General features: G+C 66.8%; 13 protein-coding genes. 8 read left to right on the forward strand and 5 right to left on the reverse strand.

Going from position 1 to position 23,391, the window contains the following annotated elements:
• Window positions 1-86: 86 nt before the first annotated feature.
• Window positions 87-416, reverse strand: a complete 330-nt coding sequence (locus tag SD196_RS15030; RefSeq protein WP_275611652.1) for a hypothetical protein — start codon at window positions 414-416, stop codon at window positions 87-89.
• 152 nt (window positions 417-568) lie between these two features.
• On the opposite strand from SD196_RS15030, the gene SD196_RS15035 reads away from it, so the two are divergent.
• Both SD196_RS15035 and lysA read left to right on the forward strand, forming a co-directional pair.
• Entirely contained in the window at window positions 569-1,504 is a 936-nt protein-coding gene (locus SD196_RS15035) for a LysR family transcriptional regulator (protein ID WP_416310339.1), read from the forward strand.
• A gap of 79 nt (window positions 1,505-1,583) precedes the next feature.
• A complete protein-coding gene (lysA, locus tag SD196_RS15040) occupies window positions 1,584-2,828 on the forward strand; it encodes a diaminopimelate decarboxylase (protein WP_275611650.1) in 1,245 nt (414 codons plus the stop codon).
• Between the two features lie 152 nt (window positions 2,829-2,980).
• Here the strand turns inward: lysA and SD196_RS15045 are convergent, their stop codons facing one another.
• On the reverse strand, window positions 2,981-3,778 hold the full coding sequence (locus SD196_RS15045) for an AraC family transcriptional regulator (RefSeq protein WP_331319454.1): 798 nt from the start codon (window positions 3,776-3,778) through the stop codon (window positions 2,981-2,983).
• Window positions 3,779-3,872: 94 nt separating this feature from the next.
• Here SD196_RS15045 and SD196_RS15050 point away from each other — a divergent pair, with 94 nt between their 5' ends.
• Window positions 3,873-4,766, forward strand: a complete 894-nt coding sequence (locus tag SD196_RS15050; protein ID WP_416310340.1) for a DMT family transporter — start codon at window positions 3,873-3,875, stop codon at window positions 4,764-4,766.
• 24 nt (window positions 4,767-4,790) lie between these two features.
• On the opposite strand, the gene SD196_RS15055 is transcribed toward SD196_RS15050, so the two are convergent.
• Window positions 4,791-5,861: an NAD(P)H-dependent flavin oxidoreductase gene (locus SD196_RS15055; protein WP_416310341.1), complete on the reverse strand. Its 1,071-nt coding sequence runs from the start codon at window positions 5,859-5,861 to the stop codon at window positions 4,791-4,793.
• Between the two features lie 98 nt (window positions 5,862-5,959).
• Here SD196_RS15055 and SD196_RS15060 point away from each other — a divergent pair, with 98 nt between their 5' ends.
• Window positions 5,960-6,832 (forward strand): LysR substrate-binding domain-containing protein, encoded by an 873-nt coding sequence (locus tag SD196_RS15060; protein ID WP_275611646.1) that lies wholly within the window; start codon window positions 5,960-5,962, stop codon window positions 6,830-6,832.
• The gene (locus SD196_RS15065; protein WP_416310342.1) at window positions 6,829-7,986 is read left to right on the forward strand and encodes a YbfB/YjiJ family MFS transporter; all 1,158 of its coding nucleotides are present in this window, start codon (window positions 6,829-6,831) and stop codon (window positions 7,984-7,986) included. Before SD196_RS15060 ends, SD196_RS15065 begins: the two co-directional genes overlap by 4 nt.
• 201 nt (window positions 7,987-8,187) lie before the next feature.
• On the opposite strand, the gene SD196_RS15070 is transcribed toward SD196_RS15065, so the two are convergent.
• Window positions 8,188-8,628 carry a carboxymuconolactone decarboxylase family protein gene (locus tag SD196_RS15070; protein ID WP_416310343.1) on the reverse strand — a complete coding sequence of 147 codons (441 nt, stop codon included), beginning with the start codon at window positions 8,626-8,628 and terminating at the stop codon, window positions 8,188-8,190.
• A 150-nt stretch (window positions 8,629-8,778) separates the two neighbouring features.
• Between SD196_RS15070 and SD196_RS15075 the strand changes: the two genes are divergently transcribed.
• The gene (locus SD196_RS15075) at window positions 8,779-10,212 is read left to right on the forward strand and encodes a PLP-dependent aminotransferase family protein (RefSeq protein WP_331319458.1); all 1,434 of its coding nucleotides are present in this window, start codon (window positions 8,779-8,781) and stop codon (window positions 10,210-10,212) included.
• Window positions 10,213-10,454: 242 nt separating this feature from the next.
• Window positions 10,455-10,745 carry a putative quinol monooxygenase gene (locus SD196_RS15080; RefSeq protein ID WP_275611642.1) on the forward strand — a complete coding sequence of 97 codons (291 nt, stop codon included), beginning with the start codon at window positions 10,455-10,457 and terminating at the stop codon, window positions 10,743-10,745.
• 15 nt (window positions 10,746-10,760) lie between these two features.
• Here the strand turns inward: SD196_RS15080 and SD196_RS15085 are convergent, their stop codons facing one another.
• A complete protein-coding gene (locus tag SD196_RS15085) occupies window positions 10,761-12,392 on the reverse strand; it encodes a mechanosensitive ion channel family protein (RefSeq protein ID WP_331319459.1) in 1,632 nt (543 codons plus the stop codon).
• 291 nt (window positions 12,393-12,683) lie between these two features.
• On the opposite strand from SD196_RS15085, the gene SD196_RS15090 reads away from it, so the two are divergent.
• A complete protein-coding gene (locus SD196_RS15090; protein WP_416311747.1) occupies window positions 12,684-23,354 on the forward strand; it encodes a VCBS domain-containing protein in 10,671 nt (3,556 codons plus the stop codon).
• Window positions 23,355-23,391 lie beyond the last annotated feature (37 nt).

Here is a 23,391-nt window from a genome sequence, read left to right on the forward strand (position 1 = left end):
CAAAATCTCTCAGCCCACGCCGAAGCGGCGCGGAAACACCGAACAAGACGGCGGATAACGCCTTAGACGTTATCCACCCTCCATGACTATTTCCGCCGATAGCTCTTGTTGCCACTGGGCGTCAGGCAATAAACCCCACCGCGCGGGCCGGTGCAGAAGGTGCCGCTACTGCAGGAGCAGGAACCATCATCGGCAGAGAAGCGTTGAAGTGAAGGCGCGGTGGAACTGCCTCCACCCAGATAGGCCGGGCAACTCTTCTTCGAGCCACTGATGGAGCCATCGTTGCACAGGAAGAGCTCGCCCTGGCAGCGGGCGATGCCACCCTTGCTGCCGGAGCAAGGCGTATTGCCCGCCACCGCCAGCGTCGTGACGACCACCAGCGCCATCCCCATCAACCAAACCAGAACCTTGCGCATCCTGCGTCCACCCACAAAATAGTGGCGCAATGCTATAGCGTGATGCCGATCTTGTCAGGAAGGGTCTGAAGGCAATGGCCCTCAAGGCATCAGAATTTGCCCGCAGAGCCCGCGCCCCTTACCCTCCCGCTATCTCCCCTTCGGCCAGCCCCATGATCACCCTCCGCCACATCGAAGTCTTCCGCGCGGTCATGACCACCGGCAGCGTCACCCGCGCGGCGGCGTTCCTGCATACCAGCCAGCCCACGGTCAGCCGCGAGCTGGCGCGACTGGAGCAGTTGATCGGTTTCGAGCTGTTCCTGCGCGAGCGCGGGCGGCTGGCGCCGACGGCGCGGGCGTTGATGCTGTTCGAAGAGGTGGAGCGCTCCTTCACCGGGCTGGACCGCATCGTCGCCTTCGCCGGGAGCCTGGGGCAGTTCGCCGAGGGCAAGTTCTCCATCGGCTGTCTGCCGGCGCTGTCCCAGGCTCTGCTGCCGGAAGCCTGCAAGCGCTTCACCCTGGGCAACCCGGCGATCAGCCTGGAAGTGGCGGCGCTGGAATCCCCCCATCTGGAAGAGCAGCTCAGCGCCCAGCGTCACGACATCGGCCTGATCGAGAACGAGGAAGCGCCGCGCGGCACCGAGTTGCAGCGGCTGCTGGCGGTGGACGAGGTGTGCATCCTTCCGGACAGCCACCCGCTGCTGGCCCGCCAGCGTCTGCAGGCGGAGGACTTCGCCGGCCAACCCTTCGTCAGCCTGGCGCCGGGCGATCACTACCGGCACCTGATCGACAACGTGTTCCTCGCGGCCGGCGTGCAGCGGCAGATGCAGGTGGAAACCCACAGTGCCGTGTCCGTGTGCAGCATGGTGCGTGCCGGGCTGGGCGTGGCCGTGGTCAACCCGATCACCGCGCTGATGTTCCAGGGCCAGGGCATCCAGCTGCGCCCGCTGGCGTTCTCGCTGCCCTTCCAGGTCAACCTGGTGAAGCCGCTTTACCGCCCGGCCACGCCGTTGCGCGAACGCTTCGTGGAGGCGCTGCGGGAGGAAGCTGCGCTACTGGTCGCCCGCCTGCGCGAGGCTGGCGTGGACTGCACCCTATATCCAATTTGAATGAATAAAGCAAAAAGCAGCATTATCTGATCTTCGAAACGCCCGGTAGACTAGCGCCATCTACCTTCGGAGCTCATTCATGCCCTTCCTCGCCCTGCCCCGCGCCGAACAGCTCGCCCTGAAATTCGGCACCCCGCTGTGGGTCTACGACGCCGCCACCATCCGCGGCCAGATCGAGCGCCTGAAGAGCTTCGACATCATCCGCTTCGCCCAGAAGGCCTGCTCGAACCTGCACATCCTGCGCCTGATGCGCGAACAGGGCGTGAAGGTCGACGCCGTGTCCCAGGGCGAACTGCTGCGCGCCCTGGCCGCCGGCTATTCGTGCCGCGAGGATGAATCCGAGATCGTCTTCACCGCCGACCTGCTGGACCGCGCCACCCTGGAAACCGTGGTCGAGCACGGCATCCCGGTGAACGCCGGTTCCATCGACATGCTCCGCCAGCTGGGCGAAGTTGCCCCCGGCCACCCGGTCTGGCTGCGTATCAACCCTGGTTTCGGCCACGGCCACAGCAACAAGACCAACACCGGCGGCGAGCACTCCAAGCACGGTATCTGGCACAGCGACCTGCACGCCGCCCTGGACGTGATCCGCGAGCGCGGCCTGCGCCTGGTGGGCCTGCACATGCACATCGGCTCGGGCGTCGACTACGGCCACCTGGCCCAGGTCGGCGAGGCCATGCTCGGCCTGGTGCGCCTGGTGAAGGACGCCGGCCATGACCTGTCCGGGATTTCCGCTGGCGGCGGCCTGTCCATCCCCTACCGTGACGGCGATCCGGAAGTGGACACCGCGCATTACTTCCAGCTCTGGGACAACGCCCGCAAGGCCGCAGAAGGCGTGGTCGGCCACAGGCTGCACCTGGAAATCGAGCCGGGCCGCTACCTGGTCGCCCAGGCCGGTTGCCTGCTCAGCGAAGTGCGTGCCACCAAGGACGCCGGCCGCAACCACTTCGTGCTGGTGGACGCCGGCTTCAACGAGCTGATGCGCCCGTCCATGTACGGCAGCTACCACGGCATCAGCGTGCTGGCCGGCGACGCCGCCAGCCGCGAGGTGATCGACACCGTAGTGGCCGGCCCGCTTTGCGAGTCCGGCGACGTGTTCACCCAGGGCGATGGCGGCGTGGTCATCCCCCGCGCGCTACCGCGCGCCCAGGTTGGCGACCTGCTGCTGATCCACGACACCGGCGCGTACGGCGCCTCCATGTCGTCGAACTACAACAGTCGTCCGCTGATCGCCGAGGTGCTGCTGGAAGGTGCCGATGCCAGGCTGATCCGCCGTCGCCAGCGCGTGGAAGAACTGCTGGCCCTGGAAGAAAACCTGGGCTGATCCCGTAGGGCGTACAACCGTTCGCGGTTGTACGCCGGTACGCCTGCATTACAGGCGCCTTCGGGACCGGGGTCCGGAGCGCCCTGAAACCACGGTCAAACGGCGTATAACGTCGAACGTTATACGCCCTACGAGTACGCGCGCTCAGTCCCTCACGCCTGCTCCAGCGCGCGGAAGGTCGCGCGGTATTGTTCCGGCGTGGTGCCGGAGAGCCGGCGGAACATCGCGATGAACGCCGACGGGCTGCTGTAGCCCAGGTTGAAGGCGATCTGCTGCACCCCTTCCCCCGATGCCAGTGCCTCGATCGCGGCGAGAAACCGCAGGCGCTGGCGCCACTCCCCGAACGACATCCCCAGCTCCCGCTGGCAGGCCCGCGCCAGGGTCCGCTCGGTGCTGTGCACGTGTTCGGCCCACTGGGCCAGCGTGCGGTTGTCGCCGGGCTCGGCCTGCAGGGCGGCCAGCACCTCGCCCAGCGCACCGCCACTGGCGTAGGGCAAGTAGTCGTCGTGGGGCTGCGCCGCCTGCAACTGGTCAATCACCACTTCCGCCAGACGGCGGTCCGCGTCACTTTGCGGGATATTCACCTGGCGCGCGGCAAAGTCGGAAAGGATGGCCTTGAGGATGTCGCTGATCGCCAGGGTGCAGGGCGACGCCGGCAATTTGCGCGACAGCTCGGTGGACACGTAGAGCGAGCGGTAGACGATGGCCTGGCGGTTGTAGCAGCTGTGCTCCCGCCCCGGCGGCACCCATACGGCGTACTGCGGCGGCGAGAGGAAGCGCTGGCCGTCCACCTCCAGTTCCATCACGCCGTGGGAGGCGTAGTTGAGCTGGCCCCAGGCATGGCGATGGCTGGGCGAGTGGGTGCCGGCGTCGAACTCGTCGTAGCGGAAGTAGAGATCGGCGGGCAGCCGGTCGATGCCGGGAAGCGGGAGCGACAGTGCGCGGGTCATGTCCGAATGCCGGGGTGGATTGTCTGAATTTCATTATACGTCTCGATTCGGACGGGCGGACAATACGCACCGTTATCCCCGGAAGCGTTCCACCATGAATTACCTGTTCCCCCTGCTGGCCGTGGTCATCTGGTCCGGCAATACCGTCGTCAACAAGCTCGCCGTGGGGCAGATCGCCCCAGCGGAGATTGGTTTCTTCCGCTGGTTGCTGGCCGGCCTGCTGCTGACGCCCTTCCTGCTGCGCGCCACCCTTGCCCACTGGCCGACGATCCGCGCCAACCTCTGGAAGATCGTCACCCTCGGCCTGCTCGGCATGGCGGTCTACCAATGCCTGGCCTACTACGCCGCCGCACTGACCTCGGCGACCAACATGGGCATCATCCTGTCGCTGATGCCGTTGATGTCCCTGGCTCTCGCCGCCCTGCTGCTGGGCCACCGGATGAGTGTCGCGGCGCTGCTCGGCGCCCTGGTCTCGCTGGCCGGCGTGCTACTGGTGATCACCCAGGGCAACCCGCACCAGTTGCTCAGCCACGGTGTGAACCTGGGCGACGGCATGATGATCGTCGCCACCCTCGCCTACGGCGTTTATGGCGTGCTGCTGAAGAAGTGGGCCCTGCCGCTGCCACCGCTGGTGATGCTCTACCTGCAGGTACTGGTGGCGATCCTCGCGCTGCTGCCGCTCTACCTGGCTTCGCCGCACCAGGGGCTGAACGCCGCCAACCTGCCGCTGGTGCTCTATGCCGCCCTGTTCGCCTCGATCGTCGGCGCGCTGTCCTGGATGCAGGGCGTGGCGCGCATGGGGCCGAGCCGCATGTCGCTGTTCTTCAACCTGCTGCCGGTGCTGACCACCGCCATCGCCGCCGTGGTACTGGGCGAGCGGCTGACCAGCTACCACCTGGTCGGCGGCGCCCTGACCCTGGCCGGGGTACTGCTGGCCGAGCTCTGGCGGCCACGGGAGAAACCCGCAGGCGCCGTCAGTGCCCGCTGATTCAGCCGCTCATAGCCAACGCTCCTACAGGCCGGCACCAGTGCCAGGACCGACACGGAACTCGGCCATGAGAGTTCTCACCAGTTCCGCCGCCGGCATTTCCCGCGCCAGAGGCGCGCCCTGCCCGGCCCATTGCACGGCGAAGTCGGTGTTGCCCTTGGCGGTGGCCGCGGCCGTCAGCGCCTTGGCTGCATCGTAGGTGATCGGATAATCCGGCAGTGTCGGCGCATCCGCGCTACCGACGTCGGTGAACAGCCGGTTCACCATCCCGCGCGCCGCCCGACCGGAAATGGCTGCCGTCACCTCGGTACGCTCCGCCCGCTCACTGCGCAGCGCCGCGCGGTAGGCGGCATTGGCCGAGGACTCCGGCGCCAGGATGAAGGCGGTGCCCAGTTGCACCGCTTCGGCACCCAGTTCGAACACCGCGCGCATACCCTGCCCATCCATGATCCCGCCCGCTGCGATCACCGGCAGATCGACCTTCTCCGACAAGGTACGCACCAGTGCGAAGGTGCCAATGCGCGCGTCCTTCTCCGGCTCGAACACGCCGCGATGGCCGCCCGCTTCATAGCCCTGGGCGACGATGGCATCGAGGCCAGCCGCCGCGATGGCGCGGCCTTCCTCCAGGCAGGTGGCGCTGGCCAGCAGGCGGACGCCGGCGGCCTTCAGACGGTCGATCCAGCCCTGCGGCGGCAGACCGAAGTGGAAGCTGACCACGGCCGGGCGCGCGTCGATGAGGAACTCCAGCATTTCCGGGTCGTCCAGAAAGCTGCGGTAGATCTCGGTGATTCGCTGCGGCGGCTGCGCATCGAACTCGGCGAACAGCGGACGCAGGTGCTCCAGCCAGGCGGATTCCCGCGTCGGGTCGGCCTGGGCCGGGCGGTGGCAGAACAGGTTGAGGTTCAGCGGCTTGTCGGTGAGCGCGCGGGTCTGCTCCAGCAATGCGCGGGCCTGGGTGGCGTTGCTCGCCCCCAGGCCGATGGAGCCCAGGCCGCCGGCATTGGACACCGCCGCCGCCAGTGCCGGCGTGGATACGCCGACCATGGGCGCCTGGATGATGGGGTGCTGGATGCCGAGCAGTTCGGTAATGCGCATGACGGGGTCCTCGTCGTCGATCCGGCAGTATCGCCGCTTGACTTACCATCTCACGGAGAGAATATTTGTCGCAACACATTCTCTACTAAAGATTGATCATGGATCTCTCCAGCCTGGAAATCTTCCGTTGCGTGGCCGAGGAACAGAGCGTCACCCGCGCCGCCGCCCGCCTGCAACGGGTGCAGTCGAACGTCACCACGCGTATCCGCCAGCTCGAGGACGACCTCGGCGCGGCGCTGTTCCTGCGCGACGGCAAGCGCATGACGCTGACCGACCAGGGCCGCGAGTTCCTGGTCTACGCCGAACAACTGCTGGCCCTGGCCGCCGAGGCGCGCCAGTCGCTGCACCCGGACAACGCCAGCGGCAGCCTGCGCCTGGGCAGCATGGAGGCCACTGCCGCCAGCCGCCTGCCCGAGCCCCTGGCGCGCTTCCATCGCGACTATCCCGAGGTGGAACTGCGGGTCGGCACCGGCCACAGCCAGAAGCTGCTGGACGAGGTACTGAACCGCCAGCTCGACTGCGCGCTGATCGCCCACCCCGACATCCTGCGCGCCGAACCCGGTTTCGAGGCGGCGCTGGAGCGAGGCCTGCGCGCCGCACCGGTATTCCGCGAGGAACTGCTGCTGGTGCTGCCCGGCAACCACCCGCCGGTAAGCAAGCCTGAAGATGTGCAAATCCGCACCCTCGCTGGCTTCACCCGAGGTTGCACCTATCGCCTGCTGGCCGAGCGCTGGTTGAAAGGCGCGCCGCTGGCGGTGCAGGAAGTAGGCTCCTATCACGGCATCCTCGCCTGCGTGAACGCCGGCTCCTGCATCGGCGTGCTGCCGCGCTCGGTACTGGAACTGCAACGGGAAACGCCGAACCTGCAGGTTGTGTCGATGTTGGAAGTGGACACCCTGCTGATCTGGCGCGACGGCTACGCCACCGGCGCCTTCCGGCGCTTGCGGGAAACCCTGGAGGCCCGTCCGTGAACGCCTCGCGCCGCCTGCCCGCCGCATTCTCGGCGGCGCTGATCCTCGCCGTAGGGATGGGCTTCGGCCGCTTCGCCTTCACCGGCCTTTATCCGCTGATGGTGCGCGACGGCCTGCTCAGTGTCACCGGCGGGTCGCTGGCCGCCTCGGCGAACTACGCCGGTTACCTGCTCGGCGCCCTGCTCCTGGCGCGCAGCCATGAGCGCCATGCCGCGCGCATCAGCGTACTGGCCCTGGCCGGTACATTGGTCGCCCTGGCCGCGATGGCCATTCCGGCGCCGACCGGGTTCGCCATTGGCGTACGCCTGCTGGCCGGCGTGCTCAGCGCCATGGCGCTGGTCGGCGCGGCGCAATGGCTGCTGCAATGCATGGGCGAAACCCACGGCGCGCCGATGATGTTTGCGGGCGTGGGTATCGGCATCCTCGTCTCGGCGGAGCTGATCGTCGCCGGCAACGCCTTCGGCCTGGGCAGCGCGGCGATCTGGTGCGTGCTGGCAGTGGCCGGACTGCTGCTGGCACTGCTGGCCGTGCCGGCGCTGCGGCACTCGGCCCCTACCACCGCGCGGCATGCCGCGTCCCCCGAAGGCCTGTCGCCGCAGATCGGCGCGCCGATCATCCTGCTGGTCTACGGGCTGGCGGGCTTCGGCTACATCATCACCGCCACCTACCTGCCGCTGCTGATGAAGAGCAGCCTCGGCGCCATCGACCCGCTGCAGGTCTGGGCAGCGTTCGGACTGGGTGCGGCGCCGTCGTGCTTCCTCTGGCACCGCTTGCACCTGAAGCTCGGCAGCCGCCGCGCGCTGGCGCTCAACCTGCTGGTGCAGGCGCTGGGCGTGATGCTGCCGGCGCTGGGCGAGTCGGCCGTTCTTTACCTGGGCAGCGCTGTGCTGGTGGGCGGCAGCTTCATGGGCACCGTGACCATCGCCATGCCGGCGGCCCGCGCGGCGGCCAGCCAGGTGCGCTTCAACATGCTGGCGGCGATGACCGCGTTGTATGGCGTCGGGCAGATCGTCGGGCCTCTCGTTGCCAGCGGCCTGCACGGCCTGACCGGCAGTTTCATCCCGGCCTTGGGCACCGCTGCCGGGGCCTTGCTGGTAGGTGCGCTGTGCTGCCTGCCGTTGCGGCGGGCGACGACCCTCTGCCGGACGGTGTAAGAGCAACGGTTTCCACGGGCAAGATCGTGCCTGCGTATCCCCCTCACCCCAGCCCTCTCCCTCAGGGAGAGGGAGCCGACCGTACCGGCTGACGCTGAAGTTTCATCCTCCACCGAACGGTCCCCTCTCTCGCTTGCGGGAGAGGGTTAGGGTGAGGGGCCCTTATGTGCTTTCGCGCCATGGCTGTCCCGCCTGATTGCTTCAGACTGGCGGCAGCTGGCGGAAGGAGACGCCCAGGCGGTTCCACACATTGATCGCGCCGATGGCGACGGTGAGGTCCACCAGTTCGCGTTCGCTGAACTGTTCCCGCGCCTGCAGGAACACCGCGTCCGGCACCTTCGATTCGGACAGCAGCGTCACCGCCTCGCACCAGTCCAGCGCCGCCCGTTCGCGCTCGGTGAAGAACGGCGATTCGCGCCAGACGCTGACGGCGAACAGCCGTCGCTCCGTCTCTCCGGCGCGCCGGGCTTCCATCGCGTGCATGTCGGCGCAGCAGGCACAGTTGTTCACCTGCGACACGCGCAGGCGCACCAGCTCCAGCAAGGGCCGCTCGACGGACAGCTCGAAGATCGCGGCCTCCAGGGCCAGTACCGCCTTCAGGGCCTCGGGCGATGCGGTGTAGTAATCCAGGCGCGGCTGCATGGCGCTTTACTCGGGGATGGGACAGCCCCATTGTGCGCGGCAGCGGGCGCCCGGCCGGTGGCCAATTCGCGGAAAATTCCTCACGCAACTTCACCGGCCAATCCGCCCGGCGCTACTCTTCCTGCTCTGCCAAGCCTGCCGGAGCCCGCTTTGGAGCTTCATCTGATCATCCACGGCCAGAAAGACCTGGCCGGGCAACTCTATCGCCAACTGCGCGAGGCCATCGACTCCGGCCGACTCGCCGCCGGCACCCGGCTGCCGCCCAGCCGCCTGCTAGCGGAGCAACTGGGCATCTCGCGCAAGACCATTTCCGACACCTACGCGCAGCTCACCTACGAGGGTGTTCTGGTGGGCAAGGTCGGCAGCGGCACCTTCGTCAACACGCGGATACCCCGCAACGACCGGCGCCAGGAAAACTTCCGCTTCGCCAGCCAGGCCAACATCGACCACTGGGCCAACCTCGATACGCGCCTGAGCCACCCCGGCGCCGAGGGCACGGCGCGGGCCGACTTCATCGGCGGCGCAACTACCCAGCTGCAGTTTCCCCAGGAGGAATGGCGGCGCTGCGTGAACTATGCGATGCGCCAGATGAACACGCCGCGCGGGCACTACAGCCGTCCCGAGGGCATCGCCCCGCTGCGCGACGGCATCGCCCGGCACGTCGCCTATGCGCGCGGGGTGAACTGCCAGCTCGACGACGTGATGGTCTGCAACGGCGCGCAGCAGGCGCTCGACCTGCTGGCGCGGGTGATGCTGCGTCCCGGCGACAAGGTCGCCATGGAAGACCCCGGCTACCCACCGGCGCGACTGCTGTTCCGCATGCTCGGCGCCGAGGTGGTGAGTGTGCCGGTGGACGCCGAGGGCCTGCAGGTGGAGCGGATTCCCGACGGTACGCGGATGATCTACACCACGCCCTCGCACCAGTTCCCGCTGGGCATGCCGATGAGCCCGGCGCGCCGCGAGGCGCTGCTGGCGCGGGCCGTCCAGCTGGGCGCGCTGGTGATCGAGGATGACTACGACAGCGAATTCCGCTACGAAGGGCGCCCCACCGATGCCCTGCAAAGCCTCGACCAACACGGCGTGGTGGCCTATATCGGCACCTTCTCCAAGGTGCTGCTGCCGGAGCTGCGTCTGGGCTACCTGATCCTGCCGCCCACGCTGTTCCCCGCGGTGGTGCGCGCCCGGCAGATTTCCGACTGGCACAGCTCGACCCTGCCGCAATGGGCGCTGGCCAAGTTCATGGCCGAGGGCTACCTGCTCAAGCACATCCGCCGCTGCCACGGCATCTACGCCGGCCGCCGCGAGCGCATCCTGGCCCGGCTGGATGGTGACCTGTCGCCCTGGCTGGAAGCGGTGCCCACGGTGGCCGGCTTCCACCTCACCGCGCTGCTGCGCCAGCCGACCAACGTGCCGCTGCTGATGGAGCTGGCGCGCAAGGTCGAGGTCGGTCTCTATGGCCTGGCGCCCTTCTACGACCGGGCGCCGGTGCGCGACGGGCTGCTGCTGGGCTTCGGCGCCATCGACACCCTGGACATCGACCCGGCGCTGGACAAGGTGCGAGACCTGTTGCAGCAGTTGGGCTGACACGCGATCTACATCTGCTACGTAGGATGGCGTGGAGCGCAGCGATACCCATCCTATAAAGGCTCTCAGCGGACGAATCGACGTAACGGATTGGCCCGGCGGTTTTCCCCGGAATTGGCGGTTCAGCCGACGATGCAGGGCGCTTAACCTTTCAGCGTCGACTTTGAAAGCCGGTTCCGGCCTTTACCGCCGCCCGGCACCAGCGCCCAATGGCCGCCCACCCTGCAGAAAGGAGCCTCGCCATGTCCCCGTCCGCCATTGCCATCGTTCGTGTCCAGGCACTCCCCGGCCAGGCCTCTGCACTGGGCGCCTACCTGGGCGAGCTGCTGGATCAGGTTCGCCAGCAGCCCGGCTGCCAGTCCGGCGAACTGAAACCCCTGGGGAGCGACCGCTGGCAGGTGCAGACTCGCTGGGCCAGCCAGGCCGAGCTGGAGGCGCACCTGTCCGGTCCGAAAGCCCAGCAGTGGCTGGGCCGTCTGGGCTGTGGCGACCTGGCGCTGGGCCTGGCATTCGAGAGCCGCAGCGCCGATTGAGTCGGTCCCGGCGCGCTATTCATTTCGCGACATATCATCGGCCGGCGGGCGTGCCGGCGCGCTGTACCACTGCTCCCTGGGCACCCACTTGGGCTGCTGCGGATCGCCCAGGTAGTGCGGCGACATGATCTGCACGCCGTATTCGTTGAACACGTCCTGGATGTTGGCGTGCAGCACGCTCAGCAGCTCCGCGCGGGGCCGTGGCTCGCTGGGGATGGCCTGGGCCACCAGGCGGTACTCGGGGTAGAAATCCGACAGCGCGGTCTGGAAGACGTGGGGCGCCGGCTTTTCGAGGATACCCTCGGTGCGCCGCGCCGCCTCGATCAGCATGGCCTCCACCTGGCGCCACGGCGTGTCGTAGCCGATGGTCACCACGGTATCCACCACATAGCCCTGTCCCTGGACGATGCGCGAGTAGTTCTTGGTCACGGAGCCGGTGATCATCGAGTTGGGCAGGGTCAGCACCTCGCCCAGGCCGGTGCGGATGGTGGTGTTGAACATGCCGACCTCGGTCACCGTGCCCTCATGTTCGCCGACGCGCACGAACTCCCCGGCGCGCAGGGTCCGCGAGTAGGTAAGGATCAACCCGGCGGCGGCCTGGCCGACCACGCTGGAGGCGCCAAGGGAGATCATCAGGCCGATCAGCACCGAGACGCCCTTGAAGGCTTCGGTGCCCGAGCCCGGCAGGTAGGGGTAGGCCATCACCAGGGCGAACAGCCAGATCGCCAGGGAGGTCAGCCGGGTGGTCGGCTGCAGCGTCTCCTCAGTCAGCCAGCCCAGGGTGCCGGGGCGCGCCAGGCGTTGCAGCAGGCGCCGGGCAAAGCTGCTGATGGCCCGCGCGATCAGCACGATGCACAGCGCCACCGCCAGCCCCGGCATGGCGTCGAGAATGCCGTTGAGCAGGTAACGCGCCAGGTCGATCAGGTGCACGTTGAGACTCTCGCCCCACGGCCGGGTATAGGGGAACTGCGACAGCACGAAGCTCAGCCACTGGTAGCTGAGCAGGAACACCACCACCCAGTAGACCAGCCAGACCAGGCGACCGAACAGGTAGTAGAGGTACTGCATGTCGAACAGCGGCGTATGTCCGAGCTTGAGCCACTGCTTGTGCCGGCTCATCAGGCCCGGCAGGCGGCCGAACAGCCAGCGCCGTCCGACGCTGACGCCGCGCAGCAGCAGGAGGTAGATCACCGTGGCCAGCGCCGAATAGCCCGCCGCCATGAGCAGGAAGCGCAGGTTGCGCGCCTGGCCGCTCTCGGTCACCACGCGGCGCAGGTTGTCCGCCGCCTGCTCCGCCGCGACGCGCACCGAGCCGCCCGGCGGATCGACATCCTGCGGCGTGACGATGAAGGCGCGGCTGTAACCCAGCAGCACGATGTAGCTGTTCTGGATCGGATCGATGTTGACCTTCAGCTCGCCGCCGCCCTGCAAGGCGTCCTCGATGGCCAACTTTGCCCGGCGCGCCCGTACCTCCGGGGTTTCGCCAAGCAAGGTACCGCGAAAGGTCATGACCACGCGGTTCTCGATCTTCAGTTCGACCGGCGCCAGTTCACTGCTCGCACTTCCGGCATCGCCCACCGGTGCATCGGCCAATCCCGCCAGCGGCCAGATCACCAGTGCACACAACAGCAACATCGCGTAACGCATTCCCCGCTCTCCCCTTGCCCTGAATTCGGCCTGCCTCTTGTTCACTGGGACGTTGGCCGCTCCCTGAAGCGCAAGCGTAGCCATTCGGGAATTGGCTGGAAAGCGGGAACCCGGCGCAGCGCTTCATCCCATCCGTTTGTCTGATCAGTCAGAAACTGACTATCCGAATGTCGCGAAATGCACACGCATATTCCTATTCGCTATCGAGAATCTGTGGCTAAGCTTTCCGCTCGTATGTGCTTGAGATTGCGTTCCAAGCCGTGATCAATGACCGATCCGATGGGTACTGAAATGGATAATCAGGGCAAGGCGCGCGCCGCATTCCTTCTTCGCCCCCACACCCACGCTCTGGCACTGGAGCAGCGAATTCTCTTCGACGGCGCCGCCGCGGCGGCGGTCGACCAGCAGCACCACGACTCCCAGGCCACCGAAGCCAAAGACAGCACCCCGCCCGCCACCGCCGTGGAGGCTCGCGCCCAGGCCGCAGCGCCCGCGCCGGCCCCGCGCAACCTGGTGGTGATCGATGCCCGCCTGGAAAACCGCGATCAACTGGCGGCCAACCTACCGATTGGCAGCACGGCGCTGGTGGTCGACGCCGGACAGGACGCCATCGCCGCCATCAGCAATGCCCTGGCGCAACTGGGCCAGGTGGACTCCATCCAGGTCTTCTCCCATGGCGCCACCGGCCAGTTCACCCTGGGCAACCAGACCTTCACCGCGCAGACCGTCGACCAGCTCGGCGAACGCCTGAGCGCCTGGCGCAGCGAACTCAGCCCCGGCGCGGACATCCAGCTCTACGGCTGCGACGTGGGCGCCGGCAGCGCCGGCCAGGCCCTGGTCAACGAGCTGGCCCGCTGGACCGGAGCCGACGTCGGCGCCTCCAGCAATGCCACCGGGGCCAGCAGCGCGGGGGGTGACTGGAACCTGGAAGTGCGCAACGGCGACCTGGACAAGGCCATCGCCCTGGGCGCGGACACCCTGACGGACTTCCAGGGCCTGCTGGCCAATGCCAGCCCCACTGTAGCCATGGGCAGCGGCGGCTCGACGGTGCGCCTGGGCGATACCTTCACCTTCGACGTGATCTTCAGCAACCCGTCCACCCAGGTCGGCTATGCCCCCTACATCGACCTGTTCATGCCGGCCACCGGCCGTGACGGCAATGATGGCGCCACCTTCGTTTCCGCCACCTACCTGGGCCAGGTGGTGAGGTTCACCCCTGTCATCTTCGACGCCAACGGCAATGCCACCCATCCATTCGCCAAGGACGCCAATGGCAATGCGCTGGTGATCAACGCCGCCAGCGTAGGCATGAAGCCCGGCGACCAGATGATCGTGCTGCAACTGCCCTATGGCAGCGTCACCAGTGGCCAGCCGGCCATCGACATCCAGGTCACCGCGCAACTGAGCAACCTGGCCGACACCATCTACTCCGACGGTGCGCCGAACCTCACCATCAACGCCCGCGGCGGTTTCGAGTACGGCAACGACTCGCTGAACAACCCCACGCAGGACCCGAGCCTGGTGGAAGCCGCACTGCACAGCTTCGTGGTCACCCCGACCCTGCTATCGGTCACCCAGACGGTGGACATGCCCGAGGGCGAGACCGTCACCGGTCCGAACTTCACGCGCACCGAGACGGTCACCGTGACCCCGGCGCCCGGCCAGACCCTGACCAACGTGACGGTCACCCAGACGGTGCCCGACCAGGTCCATGTCAGCTCCATCACCCCTGGAGCCGGCGGCACCCTGACCTCCATCACCCTGCACGACGGCACCGTGCTGACCAACCCGACGCTGATCGCCGCGGCACTGAACAACCCCAACGTCTTCGTCGCCAGCTACAGCATCCACTACGACACCCTGAGCGCAGCCAGCACCACCACGGTCGGTTTCTACGTGCCGGAGATCGACGCCGCCGGGCGACCGGTGCTCGACCCTGCCACGGGCAATCCACGCACCATCACCTTCGGCACCGCCACCGTGAGCGGCGACTGGAACCCGCTGGACGTGCGTGATCGCCCGACCGACCCGGACGGCTACCCCTTCACCGTCACCGGCAACGGCGCGGGTGTCACCTTCGTCGCCAAATCCATCACCCTGCTCAAGACGGTGAACCTGCAGAACGACGTCGGCACCACCGGCATCACACCCGGCGACACCCTGCGCTACACCATGGACGTGGCCATCTCCGACTTCTACGCCTTCGGCAAGAACATCCTCGGCCAGGGCAGCTTCACCGTCACCGACCAGCTCAGCGACGGCCAGACCTTCTCCGCCACCAACCCGCCGAGCATCGTCATCCAGCAGCACGGCGCGTCGCAGGTCATCCCAGTGATCTACACCGCCACGGTGAACGCCGACGGCAGCACCACGCTGGTCTTCGACATCGCCCAGTCCATTGCCGCCGCCATTCAGGGGCCGGGGCTCTATGCGCTGTTCGGTGACCAGTGGGACGGCGACGCCCAGGAAGGCGCCACGCGGATGTCCATCATCTATGACGCGACCATCGACACCACCTACACCTCCGACCACCCGCCCCACGACCAGCTCAACGAAGGCGACAGCGTCAGCAACAATGCGCTGGTGGACGCCACCGTGCTGCGCGACTCGCTGAACATCGGCGGCGAGCAGACTGACGGCTCCAGCACCACCAGCACCATCAAGACGTCCAACATCGACATCCAGCTCACCCAGGTGAACGGCGGCGCCCCGCCGGGCAACGGCGAGCTGCGCCCCGGCGACGTGGTGACCTTCACGATCACCTATGACCTGCTGGTGGCCGACTACGAGAACTTCACCCTCACCGCCTACCTGCCCCTGCCGCTCCTCGCCTCGCAGGTCATCGACTGGACCCAGGGTACCGGCGTGGGCCAATGGACCTTCGGCGCCGGCAACAACATCGGCGATGTGCCCGACAGCGTACGCACCGGCCCGGGCAACTCGATCATTTTCAACTTCGGCAACTATGTTTCCGGCGGCCTGAACGGCGGCCGGGTGCAGGTGCAGTTCACCATGCGCGTAGGCGACCAGCCCTTCGCCGACCGGCGCGAGCTGGATGTGCTGGCACAGTCCAGCCAGACCACCACCATCGACAAGACAGTACTGATCTCATCGGACGTGGCGGTCATCGAGTCGGTCGCCGAACCAGTGCTGGATATCAAGCACGGTGTGGTCTCCAGCAGCAACGGAACCGTCACCGGAACCACTGGTAACTGGCTCCCGACCGACCAGACCGGCACCAGGCCGTTCAACGGCAGCATCACCGATCTCGCCGCAGTCGACGGCAACGTCAGCGGCATCGATGGCGGCGATACCCTGCGCCTGGCCACCGCGATCAAGAATACTGGCGGTGGCGGCGCCTACGATGTCACCACGAGCATTAACCTGCCCGCCGGCGTAACCTTCGTCGGCGGCAGCCTGAGCCTTGCCAACCTGCAGATCTACCGGGGCGACGGTACAAAGCTGATTGCCGGGGCGGATTACAGCGTCAGCGGCAACACCATCACCTTCCTGGATGCCAACGGCCAGGCGACCTTCCTCGCCGGCCGCGCCAACGCCGCCGACGGCAACGATGCTGCCGGCCGCAACCTGGTGGTGATCACCTACGATGTCACGGTGAACAACGCCATCCTCGCGTCGAGCAGCCTGCAGAGCAGCGCCGCACTGACCAACTACGCGAGCGTCAACGGCGGCCAGGACTTCACCCCCACCGACCTGGTCGACCTGGCCAACCAGCAGGTCGCCGCGCCGACCATCACCAAGGTCTACAAGGACGGCAGCCTGACCGCCGACGACTCCAGCGCCAGCCACACCACCGACAGTAACCTGGTGATCGGCGAGAAGATGACCTATGACATTGTCGTCACCCTGCCTGAAGGCTCCACCGCCAACCTGCGTCTTTCCGACCTGATCCCACCGGGCCTGCGCCTGGATACCACGGCTTTCAACGGAGCGGGCTACCAGGTCATCGTCAATAGGGCCTCCATTAACGGGGAGCCGTTCAGCCTCGCGCTCACAGACAATTTCAACGGTACCGTCACCGTTGTTCCGTCTTCTCCCGACGGCAGCGATGGTGTCGATCTGCAACTGGTGTTCAGTGCCGCCGGCGCCAACGCCGACAACAACGTCGGCAACAATGCCTTCGTCATCCGCCTGGTGCTGGTGGCGAGCAACGTGCAGGGCAACCAGCAGGGCGTCACCCTGAACAACGGCGCGCAGCTGACCTACAGCGACCCCGATGGCGATACGCCCAACGGCACCACGGCCGTGGACCGCACGGTCGCCAGCCCGCAGCAGCCCTCGGTGACCATCGTCGAGCCCACCCTGACGGTGAGCCAGCAAGTCACTTCCACGCCCACCTACGGCGGCTTCGACGAAGGCGACACGGTCACCTTCACCATCACCATCAGCAACACGTCCGGCACCAATGCCTTCGATCTCAGCCTGCTGAACATACTGCCCACGCAGATGGACAACATCGTGATCACCGGCACGGTCTACAACGGCGGCGCCACCAATAACGGCGGCGTGGACTTCATCATCCAGAATGGCCAGTTGGTCACCGCCAACGGCGCCAACATCGATATCGCCAATGGCGGCAATATCGTCATTACCCTGTCGGGCGTGGTGAACGCCACGGCGGCTGGCCAGGCGGTTATCCCGAACAACGTCGCGGTACGCTGGACCAGCCTGGACGGCACCAGCAATGTCACCGATACCCAGGCCGGCGAGCGCGGCGGCGACGACGGCGTGCTCAACTCCGGGGTGCTCAACGACTACCGCGTGGCCAACTCGCTGCTGATCCCGGTCACCAATGGCATCCAGGTGTCCCGCGTCGGTGGGGTCGATGCCACGCCGCCGGCGACCAACTCATCGGGCACCACCGATACTTCGGGCCTGCAGGAAACTGTGGTGGTCGGCGAGATCATCCGCTACCGCGTGGCGGTCGTCGTCCCCACCGGCGACAACCCGAACTACCAGATCCGCATCGAACTGGCCCCCGGGCTCGAGTTCATTCCCGCCGACCTCAACAACATCCTCATTGCGCTGGGCTCCACCGGCGGCGGCCTCACCACGGACGCCACCAACCTGATCAGCAGCGGCTCGCTAACCATGTTCGGCAACCAGAACAGCGATGTATCGCTGCCGATCCACCCCGACCTTTCCGGCGACAGGCCCACCGGTGTCTTCAACATCAACAGCGGCCGGCTGCAGATCGTAACCAACGCCAACGGTAGCCAGACCATCACCTTCAGCCTGGGCAACCTGACCAACACCGAGGTGAACGACGGCGACATCGAAGGCGTGATCCTGGAATTCAACGTGCGCGTCGCCAACGTCACCAGCAATCAGAGCACCGCCCCGGCGCTCGGGATGACCGCGTTCGAGCATGTCGGCCTGAATGGCGGCGTCGACCGCGGCAAGAGCGACACGATCTTCGAGAAGGTGGTGGAACCCGGTTTCAGTGATCCCACCAAGTCGGTGGTCGGCCTGACCCTGAACGCTGACAACACCACCAATGCCACGCTGGAAGTCGGCTTCCAGCAGAACGGCAACGTGACCGCCTACGATGTCCACCTGCAGGACAAGCTGCCCAACGGTAGCGGCTACCAGTTCATCAGCCTCACTATCACCACGGCCGCCGGTACCACCGTGACCTATGGCCTGGGCGATTTCCTTCCCGGTGGCGCAGCGACCCTTGCCGGCCTGACGCTGAACATCGACTCCAACCCGGCCAACGGCATCGGCGTGGACTTCGCGTCACTCAACGTCGGCGACAAGGTCAGCTTCCGCTACAGCGTCACCGTGCCGGACACTCCCATCGCCAACAATGCCGCCAGTTCCGCGGTGCTGACCTGGACCAGCCTGCCGCAGAGTTTCACCGGCTGGGGCGATTCGGCGGTCGGCACGGCCAGCACCGCCACCGGCGAGAGGACCGGGCAGGATGGACCGGGTCCGGATGACAGCGTGCTGAACAACTACGTGAAGAGTGTCGGCATCGCCTTCGGCGTGGTGCGCGGTACCCTCTGGGACGACACCGGCTCGGCCACCAGCAGCACGACGCCGGACGGCCCCGGCCTGGCCGGTCAGACCGTCACCCTTACCTGGGCCGGCGCGGACGGCCTGTTCGGCACGAGCGACGACGCGCAACTGGCGACCACCACCACCGATGCCAACGGCCAGTATGTATTCAGCATCCTGCCCAGCGGCCTGTACCGAGTGGACGTCGCGGCGCAGGTCAGCAACCCGGTGGCCGGTGATCCGGGCAACACACTCAAGGTTCGCATCGATACCGACGGAGCCGGCAACACCTTCAACCGGGTCCAACTGACCCTCGATGGCGGCACTGCCAGCGACGGCCCGACCGGCCAGGCGAACTTCGGCTACGTGCACCTCAACGAAGCTCCGGTGAACACCTTCGCCCCGCAACATGGCCAGGAAGACACCGTGCTGCACATCGGCGGCCTGGCCATCAGCGACGTGGACGCGGGCAACGGCGAACTCACCGTCACCCTCTCGGTGCTCCACGGCGTACTCTGGACCAGCGCCACCACGCCTGCGCCCGACGCGTCCCCTCCGACTGGCGCCAGCAACACCCTGGTGCTGCGTGGCACTCTCGCCCAGATCAACGTGCTGCTCGGCCAGCTCTATTACAAGGGCAACCAGGACTTCAACACTTTCCGTAACACCGAAACGCTGAAAATGGTGACCAATGACCAAGGCAACTTCGGCGACCATCCCACGAGCGGGGATGGCATCCCCGGACAGAACCCTGCTGATGCATTGAGCGATACCGATGAAATGAACATCATCATCGACCCGGTGAATGATGCGCCCATCGCCCATCCCGACCTCGCTGTCGCGGTGGAAGCCGGCGGCCTGAACAATGCCGACCCCGGCGTCGACCCCACCGGCAACGTGCTGGATAACGATACCGACGTGGACATCGCCACCAACGGCGACGTACTGAGGGTCACCCGCGTGGAGAACTCCATCGGTGGATCCACGACGGTGGCGGCTACAGGCGTAACCCCCCTCGCTGGCCGCTACGGCACGCTGTACATCACGGCCACGGGCGGCTTCCAGTACGTGGTCGACAACACCAACGCCGCGGTCCAGGCGCTACGCAGCGCGGGCGACGTACTGCGCGAATCCTTCGGCTACTTCGTCACCGACACCGGCGGGCTGAGCAGCTCCACGTCCCTCACCATCGACATCCACGGCGCCAACGACACTCCGGTTGCGCGCAACGATGCGGGTACCGCCGTCGAAGCCGGTGGCACCAACAACGGCAGCCCCGGCTCGGACGCCATCGGCAACGTGCTGCTCAACGACAGCGACGTGGACTCCACGACCTACGGCGAGACCAAGGCCGTCAGCCTGGTGCGCTACGACGGCATCGGCGGCGGAAGCATCTTCCCGGTGGCGCCAGGCGCGCCGGCAACCCTGCAGGTCCTCTACGGCACCCTGACCATCAATGCTGACGGCTCCTACCGCTACGTTGTGGACAACAGCAACCCCGTGGTGCAGGCGCTTTCACCCGGCCAGACCCTGCCCGAACGATTCACCTACCAGGTCACCGACAAGGGCGGCCTGAGCGCCATTGCCACCCTGACCATTACCATCCAAGGCGCCAACGACGCGCCGGTGGCGGTGGACGATCACAACACCGCCACCGCCGGCGCCAGCGACAACAGCCCGGCTCCAGTCAACGCCAGTGGCAACGTGATCACCGGGGGGCTCGGCGGGGTCGGTGCCGATACCGATGTCGACAACCTCGACCAGCCCACGGCCTCCAAGTTGAAAGTGGATGGCGTGCGCAGCGGCCTGGAAAGCGCCGGCACCTTCATCCCCAACAACGTCAACGACGGCGTGCCAGGATCCATCAGCGGCACCGTGGCCCGGCTGGCCAACGGTACGATCATCAGCGGCAACTTCGGCCAGCTCACCCTCAGCGCCGACGGCACCTATCTCTTCGTGGTCAACAGCGCCGATCCGGCCATCCGTGCGCTGACCGCCAACCAGACCCTGGATGTGGTCTTCACCTACCGCATCCACGACTCCGGCGGCCTGACCGACCAGGCGCAACTGGTGATCACCGTGACCGGCGTGAATGATCCACCCATCGTGCAGCCGGTAGTAATCCATGCGACCGAAGCCGGCGGCCTGCTCAACAACGTCCCGGGGCTGGACCCGACGGGCAGCGTCCGCGGCTCCTACACCGATCCGGACGGCGATGTCCTCACCATCACCGCCGTGGTCAGCCCCACCGGTGCCAACGGCACCGTGGGCGCAGACCTGGCCGGCAACCATGGCGTGCTGCTGCTCAACGCCGATGGCAGCTACCGCTTCGTGGTCAATAACCTCGACCCGGCCGTGCAGTCCCTGCGTACCTATAACGACACGCTCACAGAGGTCTTCACCTATACCGTCAGCGACGGCAACGGCAAGTCCATCACCCGCACCTTCACCGTCATCGTCCATGGGCAGAACGATATCCCCATCGCCCAGGACGATACGGGCCGCGCCATCGAAGCCGGCGGCACACTCAACACCACCCCCGGCGCCCCCGCTGCCGGCAATGTACTGCCCAACGATCTCGACGTGGACGGCGCAGCCTATGGCGAAACCAAGGTGGTCGACGCTGCGCGCCTCGGCGACCGCAATGCCGGCGGCGCACTGGTCGACCTGAGCACCAGCGGTGGCGTGGTGGCCGGCGCCTACGGCACTTTGGTGCTCAATGCCAACGGCACCTACACCTACACAGTGAATGACAGCCTCGCCGCGGTGCAGGCGCTGAAGCTCGGCGACAGCCTGGTGGAAGTCTTCACCTACCGCATGCACGACACCGATGGAGCCACCTCCATCGCCCAACTGACCATCACCATCGAGGGCCGCTACGACGCCCCGGTGGCCAACGACGACATCAACTACGCCGTGGCCAACCTCGACGGTAGTGGCGGGCGCAACCCCACCGGCAACGTCATCGCCGGTCTGACCGGGATTTTCGCCGGCATCGGCGCCGATACCGACGTCGATGCCGGCGATCACCTGGTCGTCACCGCCATCGCCAAGGGGCCGGAAGGCTCGCAGGTGAACACGGTTCCGGTGGTGCCGGGCATCCCGCAGACCATCCAGGGCGCCTTCGGCACCCTGGTGATCAACGCCGACGGCCGCTACCAGTACTTCGTCGACAGCACCAACCCCACTATCGTCTCCCTCGGGCCGCTGGCCTTCGCCATTGAGGAGTTCACCTACCAGGTCACCGATGACGGCAACCTCAACGATCAGGCCACCCTCATCATTCTCATTCGCGGACGCAACGACCCGCCCGTGACTGAGCCGGACTTCGGCACCGCCGTGGAGGACGGTGGCCTGCATAACAACGCGCCGGGCAGCAATCCCTCCGGCAACGTGCTGGCCAACGATACCGACCCGGACACCATCACCACGATTCCCCAGGATGTGATGTACGTGGTGTCGTTCTGGACCGGAGACCGCCCGCTGCCTGCCGATGCCAGCGCGCCCGGCCAGAGCCTGCGCGGCCAGTACGGAACCCTGACGCTGAACGATGACGGCAGCTGGAGCTATCAGCTGGACAACTCCCTGCCCGAAGTCGAAGCCCTGCGCGCCAGCGGCCAGATCATCCAGGACAGATTCACCTACCTGGGTGCCGACATCTGGGGCGGCGCCACTCCCGGTCTGCTGACCATCACCATCGACGGGCGCAACGACACCCCAATCGCCAACGACGACACCGCGATCGCCGTCGAGGCTGGCGGCGTGAACAACGGCACTCCGGGGATCGATCCGCGCGGCAACGTGCTGGACAACGACACCGACGTCGACGGCGTGCAGTACGGCGAGACAAAGAGCGTCGTGCACTACACCAGCCAGAATGGCGCCACGGTCGCCGCCGGCAGCATGCTGCAGGGCCTGTACGGCAAGCTGGTGATCAACGCCGACGGCAGCTTCGAGTACCGGGTGGACAACGACAACCCTACCGTGCAGGCGCTGCGCACGGCAGGCGAAACCCTCACGGAAGTCTTCACCTACCGCATGCACGACACTGCCGGAGCCACCTCGGAAGCGCGCCTGACCGTGACCGTGCGGGGCGCAGACGACAACCCGACCGCGCGCGACGACAACAACTTCGCCAGCGACGAAACTCCCGCGCCGCAGGCGACCGGCAACGTGCTGCCCAACGACAGCGACGTCGATGGCGGCGACCAGCTCACCGTCACCGGCATCCGTACCGGCGAGGAAAACGGCAGCGGCACCGCCGGTGTCGTCGGCCAGCCCATCGCCGGCCGCTATGGCACCCTCGTGCTCAATGCCGATGGCAGCTACACCTACACCATCGACCTGAGCAACCGCGAAGTGCTGGCCGCCGCCGGCCTCGGGCAAGTCCTCAAGGACTACTTCACCTACACCATCAGCGACCTGACCGGGCTCACCGATCAGGCGCAGCTGACCATTACCCTCGACATCTCGACGCCCTACATCCCGCCGGGCCCCTATGTCGGCCTCTTCGCCGAGGACGGTCGCCCGCACGAGCCGCCATTGGGCTTCGACCCGGCGATCTTCGTGCAACCGGTGGTGGAGCGCATCGACCACAACCTGTCGCTGTCCGCCTGGGGCGCTGACGGCAGCAACATCGATATCTTCGCCACGCCGGAAATCGAGAGCCAATCCATCGGCGCCCAGCTCGGCCAGGTCAAGGGCCAGTTCGTCGCCCGCGCCGTGGGAGAAAGCCGGCGCGCCAGCGACCTGGACAAGCGCTGGGTGGAGGGCCGCCATGGCGTCACAAGCCTGAGCGCCGACGGCCTGCTCCCCGATCCGTCGCTGTGGGCGCCCCTGCCCGGCGACATGGTGGCCAAATCCGACAAGACCGCGCAGACCGCACGGGGCTTCCGAGCCCAGCTGCGCGACGCCGCCCAGCGCCGGAGCGGCAACCCATGATGCGTACGCAAAAATCACGGAAGGACCAAGGACTGAA

Source organism: Pseudomonas macauensis (genome assembly GCF_047902425.1).
Lineage (GTDB): Bacteria > Pseudomonadota > Gammaproteobacteria > Pseudomonadales > Pseudomonadaceae > Pseudomonas.